This window comes from Streptacidiphilus anmyonensis, from assembly GCF_000787855.1.
Lineage (GTDB): Bacteria > Actinomycetota > Actinomycetes > Streptomycetales > Streptomycetaceae > Streptacidiphilus > Streptacidiphilus anmyonensis.
Genome location: NZ_BBPQ01000050.1, coordinates 1 through 18,879 on the forward strand (window position 1 = coordinate 1; position 18,879 = coordinate 18,879).

At 73.0% G+C, this 18,879-nt stretch carries 14 protein-coding genes, 1 tRNA gene and 1 riboswitch; of the genes, 8 read left to right on the plus strand and 7 right to left on the minus strand.

All coding sequences use genetic code 11. The annotated features are described in order from the left end of the window. Positions 1 to 624: 624 nt before the first annotated feature. Together TR50_RS30515 and TR50_RS30520 are read right to left on the minus strand one after the other, a co-directional pair. Positions 625 to 697 (minus strand) — tRNA-Arg (locus TR50_RS30515). 88 nt (positions 698 to 785) lie between these two features. Continuing rightward, positions 786 to 3,686 (minus strand): AfsR/SARP family transcriptional regulator, encoded by a 2,901-nt coding sequence (locus tag TR50_RS30520; RefSeq protein WP_160311213.1) that lies wholly within the window; start codon positions 3,684 to 3,686, stop codon positions 786 to 788. Positions 3,687 to 4,048: 362 nt separating this feature from the next. Here TR50_RS30520 and TR50_RS30525 point away from each other — a divergent pair, with 362 nt between their 5' ends. Beyond that, complete coding sequence (locus TR50_RS30525) at positions 4,049 to 5,296, plus strand: globin domain-containing protein (RefSeq protein WP_042429543.1); 1,248 nt, start codon at positions 4,049 to 4,051, stop codon at positions 5,294 to 5,296. 30 nt (positions 5,297 to 5,326) lie between these two features. On the opposite strand, the gene TR50_RS30530 is transcribed toward TR50_RS30525, so the two are convergent. After that, positions 5,327 to 5,800 carry an RrF2 family transcriptional regulator gene (locus TR50_RS30530; protein ID WP_042429546.1) on the minus strand — a complete coding sequence of 158 codons (474 nt, stop codon included), beginning with the start codon at positions 5,798 to 5,800 and terminating at the stop codon, positions 5,327 to 5,329. Between the two features lie 161 nt (positions 5,801 to 5,961). On the opposite strand from TR50_RS30530, the gene TR50_RS30535 reads away from it, so the two are divergent. After that, the gene (locus tag TR50_RS30535; protein ID WP_042429549.1) at positions 5,962 to 6,270 is read left to right on the plus strand and encodes a GNAT family N-acetyltransferase; all 309 of its coding nucleotides are present in this window, start codon (positions 5,962 to 5,964) and stop codon (positions 6,268 to 6,270) included. A gap of 52 nt (positions 6,271 to 6,322) precedes the next feature. On the opposite strand, the gene TR50_RS50020 is transcribed toward TR50_RS30535, so the two are convergent. Continuing rightward, positions 6,323 to 7,525 carry a transglycosylase family protein gene (locus tag TR50_RS50020; protein WP_063775173.1) on the minus strand — a complete coding sequence of 401 codons (1,203 nt, stop codon included), beginning with the start codon at positions 7,523 to 7,525 and terminating at the stop codon, positions 6,323 to 6,325. 4 nt (positions 7,526 to 7,529) lie between these two features. Continuing rightward, positions 7,530 to 7,681, minus strand: a riboswitch (cyclic di-AMP (ydaO/yuaA leader). 324 nt (positions 7,682 to 8,005) lie between these two features. Next, positions 8,006 to 10,243 (minus strand): D-alanyl-D-alanine carboxypeptidase family protein, encoded by a 2,238-nt coding sequence (locus TR50_RS30545; RefSeq protein ID WP_052441540.1) that lies wholly within the window; start codon positions 10,241 to 10,243, stop codon positions 8,006 to 8,008. A gap of 223 nt (positions 10,244 to 10,466) precedes the next feature. Between TR50_RS30545 and TR50_RS30550 the strand changes: the two genes are divergently transcribed. The 3 genes from TR50_RS30550 (at position 10,467) to TR50_RS30560 (ending at position 12,737) form a co-directional block, all read left to right on the plus strand. After that, a complete protein-coding gene (locus TR50_RS30550; protein WP_042429552.1) occupies positions 10,467 to 11,186 on the plus strand; it encodes a GOLPH3/VPS74 family protein in 720 nt (239 codons plus the stop codon). 298 nt (positions 11,187 to 11,484) lie between these two features. Beyond that, positions 11,485 to 12,345: a helix-turn-helix domain-containing protein gene (locus tag TR50_RS30555; RefSeq protein WP_042429555.1), complete on the plus strand. Its 861-nt coding sequence runs from the start codon at positions 11,485 to 11,487 to the stop codon at positions 12,343 to 12,345. Between the two features lie 182 nt (positions 12,346 to 12,527). Then, positions 12,528 to 12,737 carry a DUF397 domain-containing protein gene (locus tag TR50_RS30560; protein ID WP_152648729.1) on the plus strand — a complete coding sequence of 70 codons (210 nt, stop codon included), beginning with the start codon at positions 12,528 to 12,530 and terminating at the stop codon, positions 12,735 to 12,737. 88 nt (positions 12,738 to 12,825) lie between these two features. On the opposite strand, the gene TR50_RS30565 is transcribed toward TR50_RS30560, so the two are convergent. Further along, a complete protein-coding gene (locus TR50_RS30565) occupies positions 12,826 to 13,704 on the minus strand; it encodes a hypothetical protein (RefSeq protein ID WP_042429562.1) in 879 nt (292 codons plus the stop codon). Between the two features lie 128 nt (positions 13,705 to 13,832). Between TR50_RS30565 and TR50_RS30570 the strand changes: the two genes are divergently transcribed. From TR50_RS30570 to TR50_RS30580, 3 genes are all read left to right on the plus strand, one after another. Next, a complete protein-coding gene (locus TR50_RS30570; RefSeq protein ID WP_063775174.1) occupies positions 13,833 to 14,522 on the plus strand; it encodes a helix-turn-helix domain-containing protein in 690 nt (229 codons plus the stop codon). A gap of 105 nt (positions 14,523 to 14,627) precedes the next feature. Continuing rightward, entirely contained in the window at positions 14,628 to 15,413 is a 786-nt protein-coding gene (locus tag TR50_RS30575; protein ID WP_042429565.1) for an SDR family oxidoreductase, read from the plus strand. Positions 15,414 to 15,451: 38 nt separating this feature from the next. Next, the gene (locus TR50_RS30580) at positions 15,452 to 16,129 is read left to right on the plus strand and encodes an MSMEG_1061 family FMN-dependent PPOX-type flavoprotein (RefSeq protein ID WP_042429568.1); all 678 of its coding nucleotides are present in this window, start codon (positions 15,452 to 15,454) and stop codon (positions 16,127 to 16,129) included. A gap of 7 nt (positions 16,130 to 16,136) precedes the next feature. Here TR50_RS30580 and TR50_RS30585 read toward each other — a convergent pair whose 3' ends face one another. After that, positions 16,137 to 18,770 carry a bifunctional FO biosynthesis protein CofGH gene (locus TR50_RS30585; protein ID WP_084701247.1) on the minus strand — a complete coding sequence of 878 codons (2,634 nt, stop codon included), beginning with the start codon at positions 18,768 to 18,770 and terminating at the stop codon, positions 16,137 to 16,139. Between the last annotated feature and the right edge of the window lie 109 nt (positions 18,771 to 18,879).

Sequence of the window (18,879 nt, forward strand, 5' to 3'; positions counted from 1 at the left end):
AATCGGGAACAGCCCAAGAACGCCGAAGCCTGCGGCGGCCCGCGCGAAGGCGTTGCTGCCGAGCGGTGGCCCGGACGCGCGTCGCGTCGCAGCATTTGCAGGGAGCGTTTCGGGGTTCGTTTCGAGCATGCGCGCACAGTAGCAGCGCAGAAGCGCTGGTCAGAGCCCTCCCCATGTTGCTTGCGAGCCCCCCCGCAAGTGCTTGTCAGTGCCACGGTCTACTGTCTGCGGCGTTGGATCGGGCAGGGGCCTCAGCAGAGGGACACCGCGATCAAGGGGGGTGGCTCACAAGAGAGCCCCGAGTTCGGCCCCGGGTTCTCGTGCAGCCCGAGCCCCACCCCCTCCATCAACCCAGGGAACAGCATGTCTGGCTGGCACGGGCTGAAGGCGGGAGACACAGTCAGGGTGACCGGCGGCCCCAGGCCACACCGTCACGATTCAGTCCGTCGACCACGAGCGCAGCCGGGTCGGTGTGCTAGTGCTGATCTTCGGCGATCCGGCCACGGTCGACATGTCGCTGTCCGACGTCGAAGGCATCCGCTGAGCAGAGCGAACGGACCCGTTGCCGTCACCTACTACCGTCAAACGCCCCGGACCATGATCGGTCCGGGGCGTTTGCGCGTGTGCCCCATGCAGGATTCGAACCTGCGACACCGGCTTTAGGAGAGCCGTGCTCTATCCCCTGAGCTAATGAGGCATGAGGTGGTAACCCCTGACAGCGTAGCGGATCACCGGGCGGTGCGGACGCGGAGTGGACGGGTGGTGGGCGCAGCGTGTGCGCAGGCTCAGTAGCGGGCGCCGAGGTCGGCGAGCTTGGTTTCGAGGGAGGCGGTGAGGGGGTTGTCGCGGCCGTGGAGGGCGGTGAGGGCTTCGGTCCAGGCCGCGTGGGCGGCGTCGGGGCGGCCGGCGGTGGCGTGGAGGTCGCCGAGGCGGTCGAGGGTGGCGGCCTGGCCGTCGGCGTCGCGGAGTTCCGCGCGGAGGGTGGCGGACTGGCGGAAGGCGAGGGCGGCCTCCTCGGTGCGGCCCAGGCGCAGGCGGGTCTGGCCGAGGCTGTCCAGCAGGCCGGCCTCGACGTAGGGGACCGGCTCCGGTGCGGACTGGAGGACGGCGAGGGCGGCGTCGTAGCACTCGGCCGCCTCCGCGTAGCGCTTCAGGGCGTGGAAGGCGTAGCCGCGGTTGTTGAGGGTCGCCGCGTGGAAGCCCGGCTTGTCGGCCATGCGGCCGTCGGCCACGGCGAGGCCGTGCCAGTGGGCCGCCTCCTCGTAGCGTCCCAGGTGGTGCATGACGAGGCCGACGTGGGACATCGTCGTGGTGTGGGCGTTGCGGTCGCCCGAGAGGTCCGCCTGCTCCAGGGCCTCGAGGGCGCGGCGCTCGGCCAGCACCAGATCGCCCATGCCGATGTAGGAGATGCTGAGGCCGAGCAGCATCCAGGCCTGCCCGAGGCGGTCACCGAGGCGGCGGGCGCTCGCCAGGCCGATCAGGTTGACCGAGCGGATGGACCGCCAGTTGCCGCTCTGCACGGCGAAGATGTGCATCGCGGAGGCCAGCCGCCAGGTGACCGGGGTCGGCTCGCCCTGGGCGCTCAGCAGCACCGCCTCGGTCAGGTTGGCGCGTTCGTCCTGGTACCAGGCGAGTGCCGAACCGCGGTCGGTGAAGTCGGGCAGGCCTCCGGGGCAGGGACGGGGCTCCGTTGCGCACAGCAGGGTGTGCTCGCGGTGGAGCAGGTTGGACGCGTGGTCGGTGGCGTGCGCGTACCAGGCCGCGAGGCGCTCCGCCGCCGGAGCGCACTCGGCCTCGAAGGACTCGCGCGCGCACTCCTGCGCGTAGACGCGGACCAGGTCGTGGAAGGTGTACCGCTCGGCGCTGCCGGACTCGCCGCGGCGGGCCTCCAGCAGGTGGGTGCAGGCCAGCGCCTCCAGCAGCCGGCGGGCCTCCGAGAGCGACGTGCGCAGCATGGCCGCCGCCGACTCGGGCGTGAAGTCCGGGCCGCTCCAGGCGCTCATGACGGCGAACGCGCGGGCCGCGGCCGGCTCCAGCGCCTCGTAGCCGACCGCGAAGCAGCCGCGGACGGCGCGGTCCTCGACGTGGAGCTCGTCCAGGCGGTGGTCCTGGCCGCGCAGCCGCGCCGCGAGGGTGGCGACCTTCCAGCCGGGCTGGCAGGCGAGGCGGCTGGCGGCGATCCGGATCGCCAGCGGCAGCCCGGCGCACAGCCGAAGCACCTCGGCGACGGCCTCCGGCTCGGCCTCGACGGACGGGGAGTCGACGATCCTGCCGAAGAGTCGGGCGGCCTCGTCCTCGGGCAGCACGCCGACGGAGAAGCGGCGCGCGCCGTCCAGTCCGGGGAGGGTGCTGCGGCTGGTGACCAGCACCGCGCAGCCGCCGGAGGCGGGCAGCAGCGGCCGGACCTGGGCCGCGTCGCGGGCGTTGTCGAGCAGCAGCAGGATCCGGCGTCCGGCCAGCGTGGTCTGGAAGAGCGACTCGCGCTCCTCGACGTCCTGCGGGATGCGCCGCTGCGGGATGCCGAGGCCGCGCAGGAAGCGGGCCAGCACCTCGCCCGGCTCGGCCGGGGTGCCGCCGAAGCCGTGCAGGTCCGCCTGGAGCTGCCCGTCGGGGAAGCGGTCCACGGCCTGGTGCGCGACATGCAGCGCGAGGGAGGTCTTGCCGGCGCCGCCCGGCCCGGCCAGCACGGCGACCGTGGCCGCGCCGCCGTTCTCGTCCCGGTCGGCCAGCGCCTCGCGCAGCCGCGCGACGAGCACCTGGCGTCCGGTGAAGTCCCGCAGGCCGGGTCGGAGCTGACGAGGGATCACCACGTCGGCAGCGGCGGCCCCCCCGGCCCCGGCTCCCGAAGCGGGAGCGGCGCGCGCGGGCGTGGGCGCCGCCGCCAGCGCCGGGTCGGCGGCGAGGATCCCCTGATGGGTGCGCCGCAGCGCCGGAGCCGGGTCGACGCCGAGCTCGTCCGCGAGCCTCCGCCGGACCTGGCGGTAGACCTCCAGTGCCTCGCCCCGGCGGCCGCTGCGGTACAGCGCCAGCAGGCGCAGTTCCGCGACGCGCTCGTCCAGCGGCTGCCCGGCGTGCAGGGCGGCCAGTTCCGCGACGACCTCCTGATGGCGGCCGAGGACCAACTCCGCCTCCAGGCACTGCTTCTGCACGGCGACGCGCAGCGCGTCGAGTCGTTCGGCCTCGGTGCGGAGCGTCGCGCCGGTGAGACCGGCGAGGGCGGGGCCGCGCCAGCAGGCGAGGGCGCGGCGCAGCCCGCTGACGACGAGCTCGGGATCGGCAGCGCCCGAGGCGGCACCGGCGGGGGCGTCCGAGGCGGCGCCCGCTTCGGCGCCGAGGGCCTCGCGGCGGGCCTGCTCGAAGGCGAGCAGGTCGAGCTGATGGGCGGCCAGCCGGAGCTGGTAGCCGCCGTGCCGGGTGACGACCAGGCCGGGTGCGCCCGCGTCGGCGAGGGCGCGGCGCAGGCCGGAGACCGCGTCCTGCACCTGGCGTACCGCGGTGGCCGGTCCGCCGTCGTCCCACATGACGTCGACCAGGCGGTCCATCGGAACGGTCCGGCCCGGATCGAGCAGCAGCGCGGCGAGCACCTTGGCGACGCGGGGCCCGCCGAGCGCGACCTCGCGGCCGTCGATCTCCGCACGCAGGGGCCCGAGGACCCCCATCCGGACGTCCGCCTGTCGTGTGCCCACCGCTCCCCGCTGCTCCCCGTCGTTCCCGCTGCCTGGCTGCTTCCGCCGCCCCGTCACCCCGTCACCCCGCACCGGGCGGTCCCCGCCCGTTCTCGGCGGGGACATGACGTGTTGACCAGGACGAACCTAGGACGGATCTAGGACCGGTGTCCATATCGTCAGGACTGCCGGTCCGAGCCGGGTGGCACGGGGGGATCACCCAGCTCGGGCCGTCAGCCTTTCTCCGGCACCCCGACGAGGGCCAAGCGCCCTGACTCCACCCCCGGCTTAAATATGCATCTGCGGTGCATGTTAGCTTGAGGCGGTCGGCTCGGGACGTCATCGGGACGCCCGCCGACCGAGCACCACTCCAGGAGTCACCCATGCTCTCCGCGAAGTCGGCCCCCGTCGTCCGCGCCACCCTGCCCGCCGTCGGCGCGGCCATCGGCGAGATCACCGAGCTCTTCTACGCGAAGCTGTTCGAAGCCCACCCGGAACTGCTGCGGGACCTGTTCAACCGCGGCAACCAGGCCGCCGGCACCCAGCGCCAGGCGCTGGCCGGGTCCATCGCCGCCTTCGCGACCCACCTGCTGGAGCACCCCGACACCCGCCCCGACGCCATGCTGCGCCGCATCGCCCACAAGCACGCCTCCCTCGGCGTCGCCCCCGCCCAGTACGAGGTCGTCCACCGGCACCTCTTCGCCGCCATCGTCGAGGTGCTGGGCGAGGCGGTCACCCCCGAGGTCGCCGCCGCCTGGGACGAGGTCTACTGGCTGATGGCGAACGCACTGATCGCCGTCGAGGAGCGCCTCTACGCCGAGCAGGGCTGCCTGCCCGGCGGCAGTTGGAGCGAGTGGGAGGTCGTCGGCCGCACCGAGGAGACCGCCGACGTGGTCTCCTTCCTGCTCCGCCCGGTCGGCGAGGACGCGCGGCCGCTGCCGTACCGCGCCGGACAGTACGTCTCGGTCCAGGTCGAGCTGGCCGACGGCGCCCGCCAGATCCGCCAGTACAGCCTGGTCGGCGCCACCGACGCGACGGTGCGCCAGATCAGCGTCAAGCGCGAGCGCGCCGGCGCGACCACCCCGGCAGGCGAGGTCTCGGGCCACCTGCACGACCACGTCAGGGTCGGCGACACACTGCGCGTCTCCGCGCCCTTCGGCGATCTCGTGCTGGGCGGTCCGGAGCTGGGCGGCCCGGAGCTGGGCGGTCCGGGGCAGGGGGACGACCTCGCGGGCCGCCCGATCGTTCTGGCCTCCGCCGGGATCGGCATCACCCCGATGCTGTCGCTGCTGCACGAGCTGCACAACCGCGGCCACCGGCCGCCGGTCCTGGTCGTCCACGGCGACCGCTCCCCCGCCGACCACGCGCTGCGCGCCGAGCAGACCGCGCTGACCGGCAAGCTCCCGCAGGGCCGCACCCTCTACTTCTACGAGCGCGACGCCGAGCCCGCCGACCGCTCCGGCCTGGTGGACCTGGAGGGCGCCCCGATCCCCGCGGGGGCCGTCGCCTACCTGTGCGGCCCGCTGCCCTTCATGCGCGCGGTGCGCGCCCAGTTGCTGGCCGGGGGCGTCGCCGCCGCCGACATCCACTACGAGGTCTTCGGCCCCGACCTGTGGCTCGGCCACCGGTAACAGCCGAGCCGGCGTGGAACCGTCGGACCCTCAGTCCCCGCCGCCGGGCCGCCTGCTGATCGCCAGCAGCAGCGGCCCGGTCGGCGCCGCGACCACGTCCTCCACCAGGACCCGGTCCAGCGAGGCGTAGAACGCCTCCTGCGCCTGCCGCAGCGCGCCGCGCAGCCGGCACGCCGCGTTGAGCGGGCAGGACTCGTCGTCGCCGACGCAGTCCGCCAGATCGCCGGAGCCCTCGAAGGTGCGCACCACCGCCCCGACCGAGGCCGCCCGCCCGGCGACCGTCAGCTCCAGCCCGCCGCCGCGGCCCCGCCGGGCCTCCACCAGGCCGAGGTGCTGCAACCGGGCGACCACCTTCGCCATGTGCGTGTAGGCCGCCCCGAGCGCCTCGGCGACCTCCCGCGTGGTCGGCGCCGCACCGGACCCCAACGGCCCGTCCGCGGCCGGCCGCACCGCGAGCCGCATCAGCAGCCGCAGGGCGAGGTCGGTGGACTTCATCAGGTGCATGCCTTGAGCCTACGGCGCGCCGCCGCCCGGCCCAAGAAAACTGGCATCCGAGATGCGTCTTCCAAGTCGGTCGGGCTCGACGGGCGTGTCCGTTCGCTCGCGCACCGCCCGGATGGTTGAGACTGCAAGGCGAGGGCAGACGCGAGGAGGAGGCGGCGAGGATGAGCACGAGCGAGGCGGAGGTCACGGTCGCGGACGCGCCGCAGGCGCACCGGTTCGAGGCGCGGATCGAGGGCGAGCTGGTCGGCTTCGCCTCCTATGTGCGCGACGACCACCGCGTGGTCTACCAGCACACCGTCGTCGGCCCCGCCTACGAGGGCCTCGGCATCGGCGGACTGCTGGCGCGGACGGCCGTCGAGGACGGTATCCGCCGGGGCGTCGTGGTCGAGGTGACCTGCCCGTTCATCAAGGACTGGCTGACACGACACCCGGAGTACCAGGACAGGCTGTCCGGCACTCCGGGTGCGTGAGGAGAGGACGACCGCGGATGTCCGCTGAGCGCGGACCGCAGATCGCGGTCGGTCAGCCGATGCGGCCGGCGAAGTCCGGGGTGTAGTTGGAGACGGTCTCCCACTTGACGCCGGAGCTCGGGTTGGCGGCCTCGACGAAGCGGCCGTTGCCGACGTAGATCGCGACGTGGTAGACGCCGCCGGCCGAGCCGTCGTTGGACCAGAACAGCAGGTCGCCCGGCTGGGCCTGGGAGACCGGGATGATCGTGGTGGTCGAGGCCTGGTCCGCGGCGGTGCGCGGCAGGTTGACGCCGGCCTGGGCGTAGGCGGCCTGGACCAGGCCGGAGCAGTCCCAGGCGTTCGGGCCGGTGCCGCCGTAGACGTAGGCGTCGCCCACGTGCGCCTCGGCGAACGCGATCGCCGACGCCGCCGCGGCGGACGCGCCCTGCGGGACCGAGGTGGTCGCGGCGGTCGTGGTCGCGGAGGTGCTGCCGGCGGCGGCCGACGACGACGTCGTGGTCGACGCGTCCGAGCTGGTGCGGGCCGGGGAGGCGCTGCCACCGAGGACCAGCTTCTGACCCGGGTAGATCCAGTCCGGACCCTTCGTCAGCTCCGCCTTGTTCATCTGGTAGAGGCGCTGCCAGCCACCGGAGACGTGCTGCTTCTGGGCGATGGTGGACAGCCAGTCGCCCGGGCGCACCGTGTAGGTGCCGTGGGCGGCGTGGGCCGAGTGCGCGGCGGGGGCGGACTCGCTGCCCTCGTCGCCGGCGGAGGAGCCGCCGGACGTGGAGCCGCCGGACGTGGAGCTGCCGCTCGACGGGGTCGAGGCGGCGGTCGAGCTGGACGAGCCGGAGGAGCCCGAGGTGCTCAGGGTCGGCGCGGGGCCGCCCTGGGACAGGCCGGCCTGCGGGCCGCAGACGGGCCACGCGGTCGGGCCCTGGCCGGCCAGGACCTTCTCGGCGACGGCTATCTGCTGGTCCTTGGTGGCCAGGTCGGCGCGGGAGGCGTACTGCTGGCCGCCGTAGGCGTCCCAGGTGGACTGGTCGAACTGCAGGCCGCCGTAGTAGCCGTTGCCGGTGTTGATGGACCAGTTGCCGGAGGACTCGCACTGGGCGACGGCGTCCCAGGTGGAGACCGTGGCGGCGTGGGCGCCGGTCGCGGTGACCAGCGGGAGGGCCATGCCGGCGCCGGTGAGGCCGACGGTGGCGACGAGGCGCTTGGAGATGAGACGGGCGGAGCTGGGCGCGCGGTGGCGGCCCGTGCTGCTGAACAGCATGAGGTGGTCCTCTCCCACGCCTGCGAGGTGAGCTGTCGGGTTCGGGCCGGAGTCGCCCGGCCGTGCTGTGGCACGGCTTCACCCCTAGCCGCGGTCTGCGTTCCGCGGCGACTTACCTGGGTCCCCCGCTCCTGCCGTGGTGTGCGTCCGGATGACGTCTGACCTTCCCCGGCGGCAGGACTCGGCGTTCCGGAGATGTCAGTTCCGCTTAAGTGCGGCTGGGCGTGACCGTAGGCAGATCGGACGGCAAACCTCAAGCCAGCACCCAGGCTTTGAGAGGTCCGTCACGCCCGGCCGACAGGATTCACAGAGTCGCTTCGCCTAATTGCCCGATTTGCCCCCGTGGTTTGTCAGCCTTCCCTGTTCTATGTCCGGTTGATGCACCTTCGGCCGGACGTAAAAGCGCGCCCGCCCCGGACGGGACGAGCGCGCTTCGCGTAGCTGATGTGCGGTCAGGTCATTTCGGTCGACACAGCCGGGTCAGCTCAGCCGGGTCAGCTTCGCGCCGAAGCCGGGAGCGGTCAGTCCGGACTGCAGCGCGACGGGGACCGTCTGCGCCGTCGGCCCGCTGCCGACCACCAGCTCGCCGACGACCGTTCCGGCCGCCGCGCTGTGCGGGATCGCCTTGCCGTCCAGCGGCCGCAGCGAGACGCCGACCGACAGCCCGCTCCAGCCGGCCACCTGCACGTCCGCGGTCGCCACCACCGGCGTGCGGCCGCCCATCCCGTCGTCGACGTAGCCGACCACGTCGCCCTTGTGCGCGATGGTGTGGCCCTGGAGCGCCTGCTCGGCGCTGAGGACCAGCTTCTTGCTGTTGGCCAGCACCTGGTCGAGGATGCCCTGCCCCGGCCCGCCGCCGACCGCCGGCTGGCTCAGCGTCACACCCACGATCAACTGGCTGACACCGCCGACGGGCTGCTCGGCCGCCCAGACCAGGTTGCCCAGCGCCGCCGTGCTGGTGCCGGTCTTGATCCCGATCACGCCGTTCTTGCCGACGAGCGTGTTGGTGTTCGGAGTCAGCCCGTTCTCCGGCGAGTTGAAAGACTGTGTACCGACGACCTCGCGGAAGACCGGGTCCGCCATCGCCGCCGTCGCCAGCTTCAGTTGGTCCTCGGCGGTGCTGCGGGTGGTCGCGTCCAGACCGCTGGGGTCCGTGTACGTCGACTGCGCCATGCCCAGCTGCGTCGCCGTGGCCTGCATCTTCTGCACGAAGGCGGCGTCGGTGCCGGCGTCCCAGCGTCCGAGCAGCCGGGCGATGTTGTTCGCCGAGGGGATCATCAGCATCTGCAGCGCCTGGTACTCGCTGAGCTTCTCCCCCGGCGAGACCTTCTGCACCGACTCGCCGGAGTTGCTGCCGGTGTTGTAGTCGTTGACCGCGCCCTGGTCGACGGTGATCGTCGGCCCCTGCTCGCCCGTCTTCAGCGGATGGTCGTGCAGCACGATGTACGCGGTCATCATCTTGGTCACGCTCGCCAGCGGCACCGGGTTGCCGCTGCCGCTCTTCCCCATCATCCCGAGCCCGGGGACGGAGACGGCGGCCTGCCCGTTGACCGGCCAGGCGAGCGAGAGCTGCCCGCCCTCGAACGCGTAGCTCCCCACCGCGGACTGCTGAAGCTTCGGCGACGGCAACGGCCGCAGCACCTGCACCGTGCCGAGGATCAGCACGAGCAGCACCAGCAGCGTCCCGTAGAGCCGCACGCGCCGCAGCGCGATCCGCGTCGGCGTCATCGGCCGGGCACTGAGACCGGCCAGCACCTCCATCGCCTCGACGGTCGTCTCCGGCGACTCCGCGACGGCGGTCGCCGCCCCGACCGGCCCACCCCGTGCGGGCTCGGCGGCCGGCCCGGACGTCCGCGGAGCCGGCGGCGGCGGAAGCGGCGGGAACGCGGACATGGGCCGCGTCTCGTCATCGGCGATGGACCGCCGCGCGGCCACGACCGGCGGCTTCTGCGGCTCGGGCTCGGGGTCTGCCTCGGCCTCCGGCTCGGGGTCTGCCTCGGCCTCCGGCTCCTGCTCCTGCTCCTGCTCCTGCTCGGACTCGGCGTCGGCCTCGTCCTCGTCCTCGGCCTCGATGGGCTCCTCTTCGGCCTCGTCCTCGGCCGGGGGCTGCTCCGCCTCGGCGGTCCCCAGCGCCTTCTGAACCGCAGCGGCACGCAGCAGGCGCGTCTCGGCGTCGACCGCCGGCTCGGGCTCCGTGGACTCGGGCTCTGCGGGCTCGGCCTCTTCAGCCTCGGACTCGGTGGGCTCCGCGGCCTCAGCCTCGGGCGCCTTCCCGACGACGGCGGCACGCAGTACGCGGGTCGCGCTGCCGTCCGCGGCCTCCGGCTCAGCGGGCTCGTCGGCCTCGGCCTCCGCCGCGTCAACCTCCGCCGTCCTGGGCTTCTTCGCGTCCGCCTCCGACGCCTTCTCGACCACGGCGGCACGCAGCAGGCGCGTCTCGGCGTCGAGCTCAGGCTCCGCCGCCTCGGGCTCGTCCTCGGCCTCGGCCTCGGGCTTGGCTTCGACGTTCTCCGCCGCCGCCTCGTGCTCAGCCACGGGCTCCTGCTCCCGCTCCTCCTCGCCCTCACCCTCGCGCTCCTCGCGCGGGCGGAGGGTGCGGGTGGGTGAGTCCGTGGGGGTGGACGCGGCCGGGACGGCCGCCTCGACCGTCGACCGTTCCGCCTCCTGCTGCTCCTCCGCTCCCGCGGTCCGGTTCGACCTGTCGGGGGACTCACCCACGTAACCCAGCCTCCTCAAGCTCATGTCGCATCTGCCTGGACCCAGTCTCCTGCACCCACGCGCACATCCGCGCTCGCCAGGCCGCTGACCGGCCGCAGGAACAGACGAGAGGCCACCTGCGGACGGTTCCGAAAGATCACGGCGAGGTGTCACATTCGAGGCCCTCTCGACAGCGGGGTGTGAGAGGCGTCACTCTGTTGTGCATCCACGCGGGGAGGCTTGGATGGGCAGGAGCCGCAGAACAATTCCCGAGGAGCTGCTGTTGCTCGCTCTGGACCCGGCCACGGGTACCACGGCGCAGCCCCAGACGCTCGACCTCGGACTGGCCGGAGCACAGCTCGTCGAGCTGGCCATGGCCGGACGCATCGTCCCGGACGGAGACCGGATCACCGTGGTGAATCCGCGACCGACCGGCGACCCGACCCTCGATCACGCGCTCGAACTGCTGCGCAGACGTGGCAGTGCGGTGCGCGCCGTACAGTGGATCGGCGGCCCGCGACTGGGGCTGCGCCAGACCTATCTCGCGCACCTGGAACGGTGCGAGATGGTGAAGGCCGTGCCGGGCCAGGTGTGCGGAGTGTTGCCGACGACCCGCTACCAGGCGTCGGACGACTGCACGAACAGTGCCATCAAGGAACGCCTGGACGCGGCGATCCGGACCGGGGTGCCCCCGGACCCGCGCACCGCCGCGCTCGCCGCCCTGGCCCACTCGGTCGGGCTGGGCAAGCACCTGTACCCGGGCAACGAGGGACGGTCATGCAGGTCCCGCCTGCGCGACCTGATCCGGTACGACCCCCTCGGCGGCATGGTCGCGCACGCGGTCATGGACGTGCAGAACGGCATGCCGACCACGCAGGTGCGCACGGGCGGCGCCCGTCCGGCCGCGCGTCCGGCGGCCCGGCCCGCCGTCGTCACCGGGATGGTCCGCGCGGGCATCAGGTAGGCCGGGCGTCAGGCAGGCCGGCCGTCAGACAGGCCGGTCCGCTCGGCGACACGCCGGAAGGGAAACACCGGGAACGGCACGCGAAACGCGACACGAGCGGAAGCGGCGGCGAACCACCCTTCGCCGCCGCTTCCTCGTACTCATCAGGTCTCCGGAGCGGCAGGTGTGGGCGCAGAATCGTTCCGCCTCTGAGCCAATCCGTCAAGAAGCGGGCCGATTGCGCCACATGAGGGCGTGTCGGGATGGCATCCTGGCTGGCTATAGGGGCGTGCCAGTCCATCGATGCCCAGGAGAGACCGTGTCGACCGCCAGCGTCAATCCCACCGTCCGCCGCCGCCGTCTCGGGGCCGAGCTCCGCCGACTGCGCGAGCAGAAAGGCCTCACCGCGGAGGAGGTCGCGCAGCAGCTGCTGGTCTCCCAGTCGAAGATCAGCCGTCTGGAGAACGGCCGCCGCAGCATCAGCCAGCGCGACGTGCGGGATCTGTGCGACGTCTACGGCGTCAGCGATCCGGCGATGATCGAGGGTCTGATGACCATGGCCCGCGAGTCGCGGCAGCGCGGCTGGTGGCACGCCTTCGGCGACGTCCCCTACAGCGTCTACATCGGCCTGGAGGCCGAGGCGGTCTCCATCCGCACCTACGAGTCGCTGTTCATCCCCGGCCTGCTGCAGACGCGCGAGTACGCGCACGCCGTGGTCGCGGGCATCCAGCCCGAGGCCCAGCCAGCGCAGATCGAGAAGCGGACGGACGTCCGCATGGTGCGCCAGGACCTGCTGCGCAAGAACGACGAGCCGCTGCGCCTGTGGGCGGTCGTCGACGAGGCCGCGCTGCACCGCGTCGTGGGGAGCCCGCAGACGATGCGGGCGCAACTGGAGGCGCTGATCGAGACCAGCCTGCTGCCGCACGTGACGGTGCAGGTGCTGCCGTTCGGCGTCGGCGCGCACCCGGGCATGACCGCCAACTTCTCGGTGCTGGAGTACCGCGACGCCTCCGACGCGACGGTCGTCTATCTGGAGGGCGTCACCAGCGACCTGTATCTGGAGAAGGAGTCGGACGTCCGCGCCTACGCCACCCTCTACGAGCACCTCCAGGCGCAGGCGCTCGGCCCGGAGCAGACCCGCGAACTCGTGGACAAGGTCGCCAAACTGCACACCCGCTGATCGCGAAGGCGCGGAAGAATACACCACGGGTGGGCGGCGGCCACGCTGCGACCTCCAAATCCTTTCGGATGAGTGAACGCCGACAGTCGACGGTTCCCAGCGGCGGGACGGTGTGGGCAGACTGACACCCGTAAACGCGATCAGCGGATCGTCAGCTCGCTCTCCCCGAACTGGAGATGGAAATGATCACTGAGGACCACCGCGACGGCGCCCTCGACTGGCGCAAGTCCAGCTACTCCGGAGCCAACGCCTGCGTCGAGGTCGCCCGTCCCACCGACGCCGTCATGGTCCGCGACTCCAAGGACCTGGCCGGACCGTCCCTCGCGTTCTCCCGCGAGGCCTGGCAGTCCTTCCTCGCCGAGGTCGCCACCGGCTCCCTCGACCGGGCCTGAACCGCCGCCCGGCGGGGGCAGACTCGCGCCCCCGCCGCGCACCCCACCTCCCCGCACCCCTCCCGCACCCCACCTCCCGCAGCGCGTCTCAGCGCAGTTCGTCGACGTAGGCGTCGGTCCCCGGCAGGGTCGGCAGGAACGGCGCCACCAGCTCCACCCGCGCGCCCGGGACCGCCCCGGCCACCTCCCCGTCCAGGCCGGTGAAGGCGTCCCAGCACTCGCGCGGGTCCTGCTGCAGGAACCAGAGCAGCGTCAGTCGGGTGTCCGTCCCGTCGACCGGCTTCACGTACGACATCCGGTCGACCGGCAGCGGCAGCGGCTCGAAGATCGTGCACATCGCCGCGGGCGACTGCGTCGCCGGGCCGCCCGACCTGAGCCGGGACGGCAGGTGCCGGTCCATCAGCCAGTCGGTCAACTGCCGCCGCTGCTCCGGCGTCTCGGTGTCGATGACCTCCAGCACCAGTCCCTGGTAGGGGTGGTCCAGCGCGTGGATGTCGCGCGGGCCGGCCGCGCCGTCCCGGTAGTACGTGCTGACGTGCTGCTGGAAGGCGGTGAAGACGTGGGTGCGGTCGCGGTAGACGCGGCCGTCCCGGTTCAGCCGCTTGTTGATCTGGACCGTCCACCGCATGTGGGCGTCGTGGCGGCCCTGGGTGACCCAGTAGACCGACAGGTAGCACCCGGCGGTGACCGGCAGGTCCGCCGCCTGGGTGACGGCGGACTTCTCCGGATACCGCAGCAGTTGCAGCTCGCGGGTGGCCACGAACCGCCGCCCGGCGAACATCCACGGCATGGCCGTCGCGCCCGCGTAGAAGTGGTCGTCCTCGTACCAACGGTTGTAGGCGTACTCGTGGCCCGGCAGCGGCTCGACCATGGTGATCAGAGCACTGCCGATGGCGACGCCGTAGGGGCCGCGAGCGGCCAGTTCGGTGTAGCGCTGCAGTTCTTCCGCGTCATCCGCATCCGTCATGGAGCTGACGGTAAGTCAGATGACCGGAACTGCCCAGAGGAAGCTCCAGGGCAGAACCGGCCGTGCTCCGGACGCCTTGTGCGATCGTTGCCTGGGCCGCCCCGCCTTGTCCCGTTAGCCTCCGATTCATGCCGAGACGCACCCCAGCCTCCTCCGTCCCGGTTCCGTTCGAGCCGGCGGCCGCCCGTGCCGTGCGCTCCTCCCTCGGACTGAGCCCCGCCATGGTCGCCCGCTCGCTCGCCGAGCAGTACGCCATGCCCGTGCCGCCTGCCCACGTCATCGCGTGGGAGACCGGCGCCGCACACCCCACCGAACGTGAACTGATCGCGCTCGCACGCGTGCTGTGGTGCCTTCCGGGCCAACTGATGGGCGGCCGCGCCGAGTCCCTGCGCGACCACCGGCTCGCCCTGGACCTGCCGCAGGAGGAGGTGGCCCGCCGGATCCGGGTCACCCCGCGCGAGTACGCGAAGCTGGAGGTGCGCTGGACCGGCGACCGCACCCAGACCCGGGACCTCGCCGTCGCCCTGCAGCTCTCCCCGCCCGCGCTGATCCGCGCCTGCGCCCGCGAGGAGGAGCTGGAGGAGCTGCTGCGCCGTGCGGTCGACGGCCGCTGGCAGGCCCAGGTGCGGCCGGTGCGCGACCTCGTCCCGATGCTGTCGGAGGAGTGGATCACCCACGCGCTCCAGGCCCTGGCCGCGGAGAGGTCCACCTCCAGCGCCCTGTGGGGATCGAACAGCGCCCCGACGGCGGCGACCGACGAACCGGAGACGGAGCCGCTGGAGCGGTTCTGGGAACTCGCCGGCGTCACCGGACTCTGACACCGCTTCACCACCCCCTCCCGCGCCCTCCCGACTCTGGCCCCCTGCGGCCCGACACCCTATTCTGACGGATCGTCAGACAAGAGTCCCACCGGGAGGATCGCCATGCTGCTCGAAGGACGCACGGTCGTGGTCTCCGGCGTCGGGCCGGGCCTCGGGCACCGCGTCGCGCTGGCCGCGGCCCGCGACGGCGCCAACGTCGTGCTCGGCGCGCGCACACAGGAGAACCTGGTCAAGACCGCCGAGCAGATCGAGGCGACCCGCCCGGGGACCACCGCGTGGAAGCGCACCGACATCGCCGACCCCGGGCGCTGCGACGCCCTCGCCGCGCTCGCCGTCGAGCGCTTCGGACGCATCGACGCGGTGATCCACGTCGCCGCCATGGACCAGTCCTTCGGCGGGCTCGAGGACGCCGACTTCGACGAGTGGCGCCGGGTCATCGACGTCAACCTGATCGGCACGCTCCAGCTGACGCGCTCCTGCCTCCCCGCGCTGCGCGAACGCGGCGGCGCGGTCGTCATCGTCGGCACCCAGTCCGCCATCGCCGCCCCGTCCCAGGTCCGGCAGGCCGCGTACGCCGCCTCCAAGGGCGCGCTGACCAGTGCGATGTACAGCATGGCCCGGGAGCTCGGCCCGTCCAGGATCCGCGTCAACACCGTGCTGCCGGGCTGGATGTGGGGCCCGATGGTGGAGGCCTACGTCACCTGGACCGCCACCGGCGAGAACGTCCCGCGGGAGGAGGTCGTGGGGCGTCTGAGCGAGCGGGTCGTCCTGCCGGAGCTGGCCACCGACGGCGACGTCGCCGAGGCCGCGATCTTCCTCGCCTCCGAGCGCGCCCGCGCCATCACCGGCCAGTCGCTCCTCGTCAACGCGGGCGAGATCATGCGCTGACCCGCTCCCGTCGGCGGCCGTCTTCTATGGTCGTTCGTATGACGATCGACACGGGGACCACCGACACGACCACCGCCACGCTCTTCGACGCCCTGCGGGCCGACGCCGTCTCCACCGTCGACCGGCTGCGCGAGCTCTACCCGGAGCCGAACCCGAACTCGGTCCGCAAGGAGACCGACCACCTCACCGAGCAGACCCGGCGGCTCGTCGCCTGCTCCTCGCTGGTCCTGATCGGCAGCGCCGACGCCGAGGGCCGGGCGGACGTGACGCCGCGCGGAGGGCCGGCCGGGTTCGTCTCGGTGCTGGACGAGCGGACCCTGGTCATCCCCGACGCGACCGGCAACAAGCGACTCGACACGATGCAGAACGTCCTCGCGACCGGGCGCGTCGGCCTGCTCTTCCTCGTCCCCGGCCGGCCCACCACGCTGCGCGTCAACGGCCGCGCCTGCGTCTCGGCGCGCCCGGAGCTGCTCTCGCAGCTCACCCCCGTCGGCAAGCCGCCCGTCACGGCACTGGTGGTGCACGTCGAGGAGGTCTACCCGCACTGCCCCAAGTCGCTGATGCGCGCCGGCGCGTGGGAGCCCGGCCGGTGGCTGCCGGCCGACGCGCAGCCGTCCAGCGCCGAGGTGACGCTGGCCCAGCTGGACCTGCCCGGCCTGACCGTCGACCAGGTCGAGGAGGCCGAGCGGGAGTCGCTGCGTCTGCGCTTCGAGTGACGGGCCGCTACTCGACGACCGGCAGCAGCTCCGGCAGGTGCCCGTCCGAGGCCAGGGCGGCGGCCCGGCGCTCCGCCGGGACCTCGCCGTAGAGGGTGGTCCGCTGGGCGGCCGGACGGCCGGCCGCGGCGGCGACCGCCTCCAGGTCGCGGACGGACTTGTAGCTGCCGTAAGCGGAGCCGGCCATCCGGGAGATGGTCTCCTCCATCAGCGTGCCGCCCAGGTCGTTGGCGCCGCTGCGGAGCATCTCCGCGGCGCCCTCGGCGCCCAGTTTGACCCAGCTGGTCTGGATGTTGGGGATGCGCCCGTGCAGCAGCAGCCGGGCCATGGCGGTGACGGCCCGGTTGTCGCGCATCGTCGGGCCGGGCCGGGAGATGCCGGCGAGGTAGACGGGCGCGTTGGTGTGCACGAACGGCAGGGTCACGAACTCCGTGAAGCCGCCCCGTCCGGCCGCGAGGGAGCGCTCCTGGATCTCGGCCAGCAGCCGCAGGTGGCCGAGCCAGTGGCGGGGCTGGTCGACGTGCCCGTACATCATCGTCGAGGAGGACCGGATGCCGAGCTCGTGCGCGGTGGTGACCACCTCGACCCAGGTCGCGGCGGGCAGCTTGCCCTTGGTGAGCACCCAGCGGACCTCGTCGTCGAGGATCTCGGCGGCGGTGCCGGGGATGGTGTCGAGCCCGGCCTCCTTGGCCCGGGCGAGCCAGTCCCGGACGGACAGCCCCGTCCTGGTCGCGCCGTTGACGATCTCCATCGGGGAGAAGGCGTGCACGTGCATGCCGGGAACGCGGTCCTTCACCGCGCGGGCGATGTCGAAGTAGGCGGTGCCGGGCAGGTCCGGGTGGATGCCGCCCTGCATGCACACCTCGGTCGCGCCGACCTGCCACGCCTGCTCGGCGCGGTCGGCGACCTGGGACAGCGAGAGCGTGTAGGCGTCGGCGTCGGTGCGCCGCTGCGCGAAGGCGCAGAAGCGGCAGCCGGTGTAGCAGACGTTGGTGAAGTTGATGTTCCGCGTGACGCAGTAGGTGACGGTGTCGCCCACGACGTCCCGGCGCACCGCGTCCGCGACGGAGCAGAGCGCGTCCAGCGCGGGGCCGTCGGCGTGGAGGAGCGCGAGCGCCTGCGGGTCCGTCAGCCGGCGCGGGTCGTCGGCGGCGACGGCCAGCGCCTCGCGCACGTCGGCGTCGAGCCTCTCGGGCGCCCCGGTGGCGGCGGCGACCTCGCGCAGCGCGTCCCAGTCGCCGTAGACGTCGTCGAAGTCCGCGCGGCGGTCGCCGGTCCGGCCGTCCGTGTCGACCTCGACGTGCAGCTCGGTGCGTCCGGAGGCGGTGAAGACCTCCTCCGGCTCCTGCCAGGGCAGGCCGAGCGGCAGCGCGTCCGGGCGGGCCAGCCCGGTCTCGGGGTCCGCCAGGGCGCGGACGTGCGGCAGCACCCGCGGGTCGAGCCACGGCTCGCCCTGGCGCACGTACTCGGGGTAGACGCAGAGCCGTTCGCGCAGTTCGAAGCCGGCTGCCCGGGAGCGTGCGGACAGCTCCTCGATCTGCGGCCAGGGGCGCTCGGGGTTCACGTGATCGATGGTCAGCGGCGAGACCCCGCCCCAGTCGTCGACACCGGCGCCGATCAGCCGCTCGTACTCACCCTCGACGAGGTTCGGCGGGGCCTGGAGGCAGGCCGACGGGCCCAGGATGTGCCGGGCCACCGCCACCGTGGCGACCAGGTCGTCCAGCTCGGCGTCGGGCATGCCGCGCATCGCCGTGTCCGGCTTGGCCCGGAAGTTCTGGATGATCAGTTCCTGGATGCCGTGGTAGGCCCGGGAGATCCGGCGCAGCGCGAACAGGGACTCCGCCCGCTCCTGGTAGGTCTCGCCGATGCCGATCAGCAGACCGGAGGTGAAGGGCACCGACGACCGGCCCGCGTCCTCCAGCACCCGCAGCCGCACGGCCGGCTCCTTGTCCGGGGAGCCGTAGTGGGGGCCGCCCGGCTCCGACCACAGCCGGGTCGCGGTCGTCTCCAGCATCATGCCCATGGACGGGGCGACCGGCTTCAGGCGCTGGAAGTCCGTCCACGACATCGCGCCCGGGTTGAGGTGGGGCAGCAGGCCGGTCTCCTCCAGGATGCGGATGGAGACGGCGCGGACGTAGGCGATCGTGTCGTCGTATCCGTGCGCGTCGAGCCACTCGCGCGCCTCCGGCCAGCGGTCCTCCGGCTTGTCGCCGAGCGTGATCAGCGCTTCCTTGCAGCCGAGCGCCGCGCCCTTGCGGGCGACGTCCAGCACCTCGTCGGGGGACATGAACATCCCGTGGCCGGCGCGGCGCAGCTTGCCCGGGACGGTGACGAACGTGCAGTAGTGGCAGGTGTCCCGGCACAGCCGGGTCAGCGGGATGAAGACGCTCTTCGAGTACGTGATGACGCCGGGCCTGCCCGCCGCCTCCAGTCCCGCGTCGCGCACCCGGGCGGCGGACGCGGCGAGCTCGGTGAGCGCCTCCCCTCGGGCCTGCAGCAGCACCGCGGCCTCGGCGACGTCGAGGGCGACCCCCGACCGGGCCCGGTGGACGGCGCGGCGCATCGCGTTCGCCGTCGGCTGCACGCTCGGCACGCTCGGCACGCTCGGCACGCTCGGCTGCGCGTTCGACTGCTCCTTCATGCAGTGAACCTTACGCGGCCCGGCTGGCCCGCCCCTCGAGTAACCCTGAGATCGTCTCAGGGTCGCGTAGTCCGACGGGTGGAACCGGCTTTGCGCCCGTGGGCCGATG

Excerpts from the sequence above, each read along its gene's own strand:
- TR50_RS30525 (WP_042429543.1), top strand. The coding sequence starts at position 4,049 with ATGCTCTCCGCGAAGTCGGCCCCCGTCGTCCGCGCCACCCTGCCCGCC.
- TR50_RS30535 (WP_042429549.1), top strand. The coding sequence starts at position 5,962 with ATGAGCACGAGCGAGGCGGAGGTCACGGTCGCGGACGCGCCGCAGGCG.
- TR50_RS30570 (WP_063775174.1), top strand. The coding sequence starts at position 13,833 with ATGCCGAGACGCACCCCAGCCTCCTCCGTCCCGGTTCCGTTCGAGCCG.
- TR50_RS30560 (WP_152648729.1), top strand. The coding sequence starts at position 12,528 with ATGATCACTGAGGACCACCGCGACGGCGCCCTCGACTGGCGCAAGTCC.
- TR50_RS30575 (WP_042429565.1), top strand. The coding sequence starts at position 14,628 with ATGCTGCTCGAAGGACGCACGGTCGTGGTCTCCGGCGTCGGGCCGGGC.
- TR50_RS30585 (WP_084701247.1), bottom strand. The coding sequence starts at position 18,770 with ATGAAGGAGCAGTCGAACGCGCAGCCGAGCGTGCCGAGCGTGCCGAGC.
- TR50_RS30550 (WP_042429552.1), top strand. The coding sequence starts at position 10,467 with ATGGGCAGGAGCCGCAGAACAATTCCCGAGGAGCTGCTGTTGCTCGCT.
- TR50_RS50020 (WP_063775173.1), bottom strand. The coding sequence starts at position 7,525 with ATGCTGTTCAGCAGCACGGGCCGCCACCGCGCGCCCAGCTCCGCCCGT.
- TR50_RS30580 (WP_042429568.1), top strand. The coding sequence starts at position 15,452 with ATGACGATCGACACGGGGACCACCGACACGACCACCGCCACGCTCTTC.
- TR50_RS30565 (WP_042429562.1), bottom strand. The coding sequence starts at position 13,704 with ATGACGGATGCGGATGACGCGGAAGAACTGCAGCGCTACACCGAACTG.
- TR50_RS30530 (WP_042429546.1), bottom strand. The coding sequence starts at position 5,800 with ATGCACCTGATGAAGTCCACCGACCTCGCCCTGCGGCTGCTGATGCGG.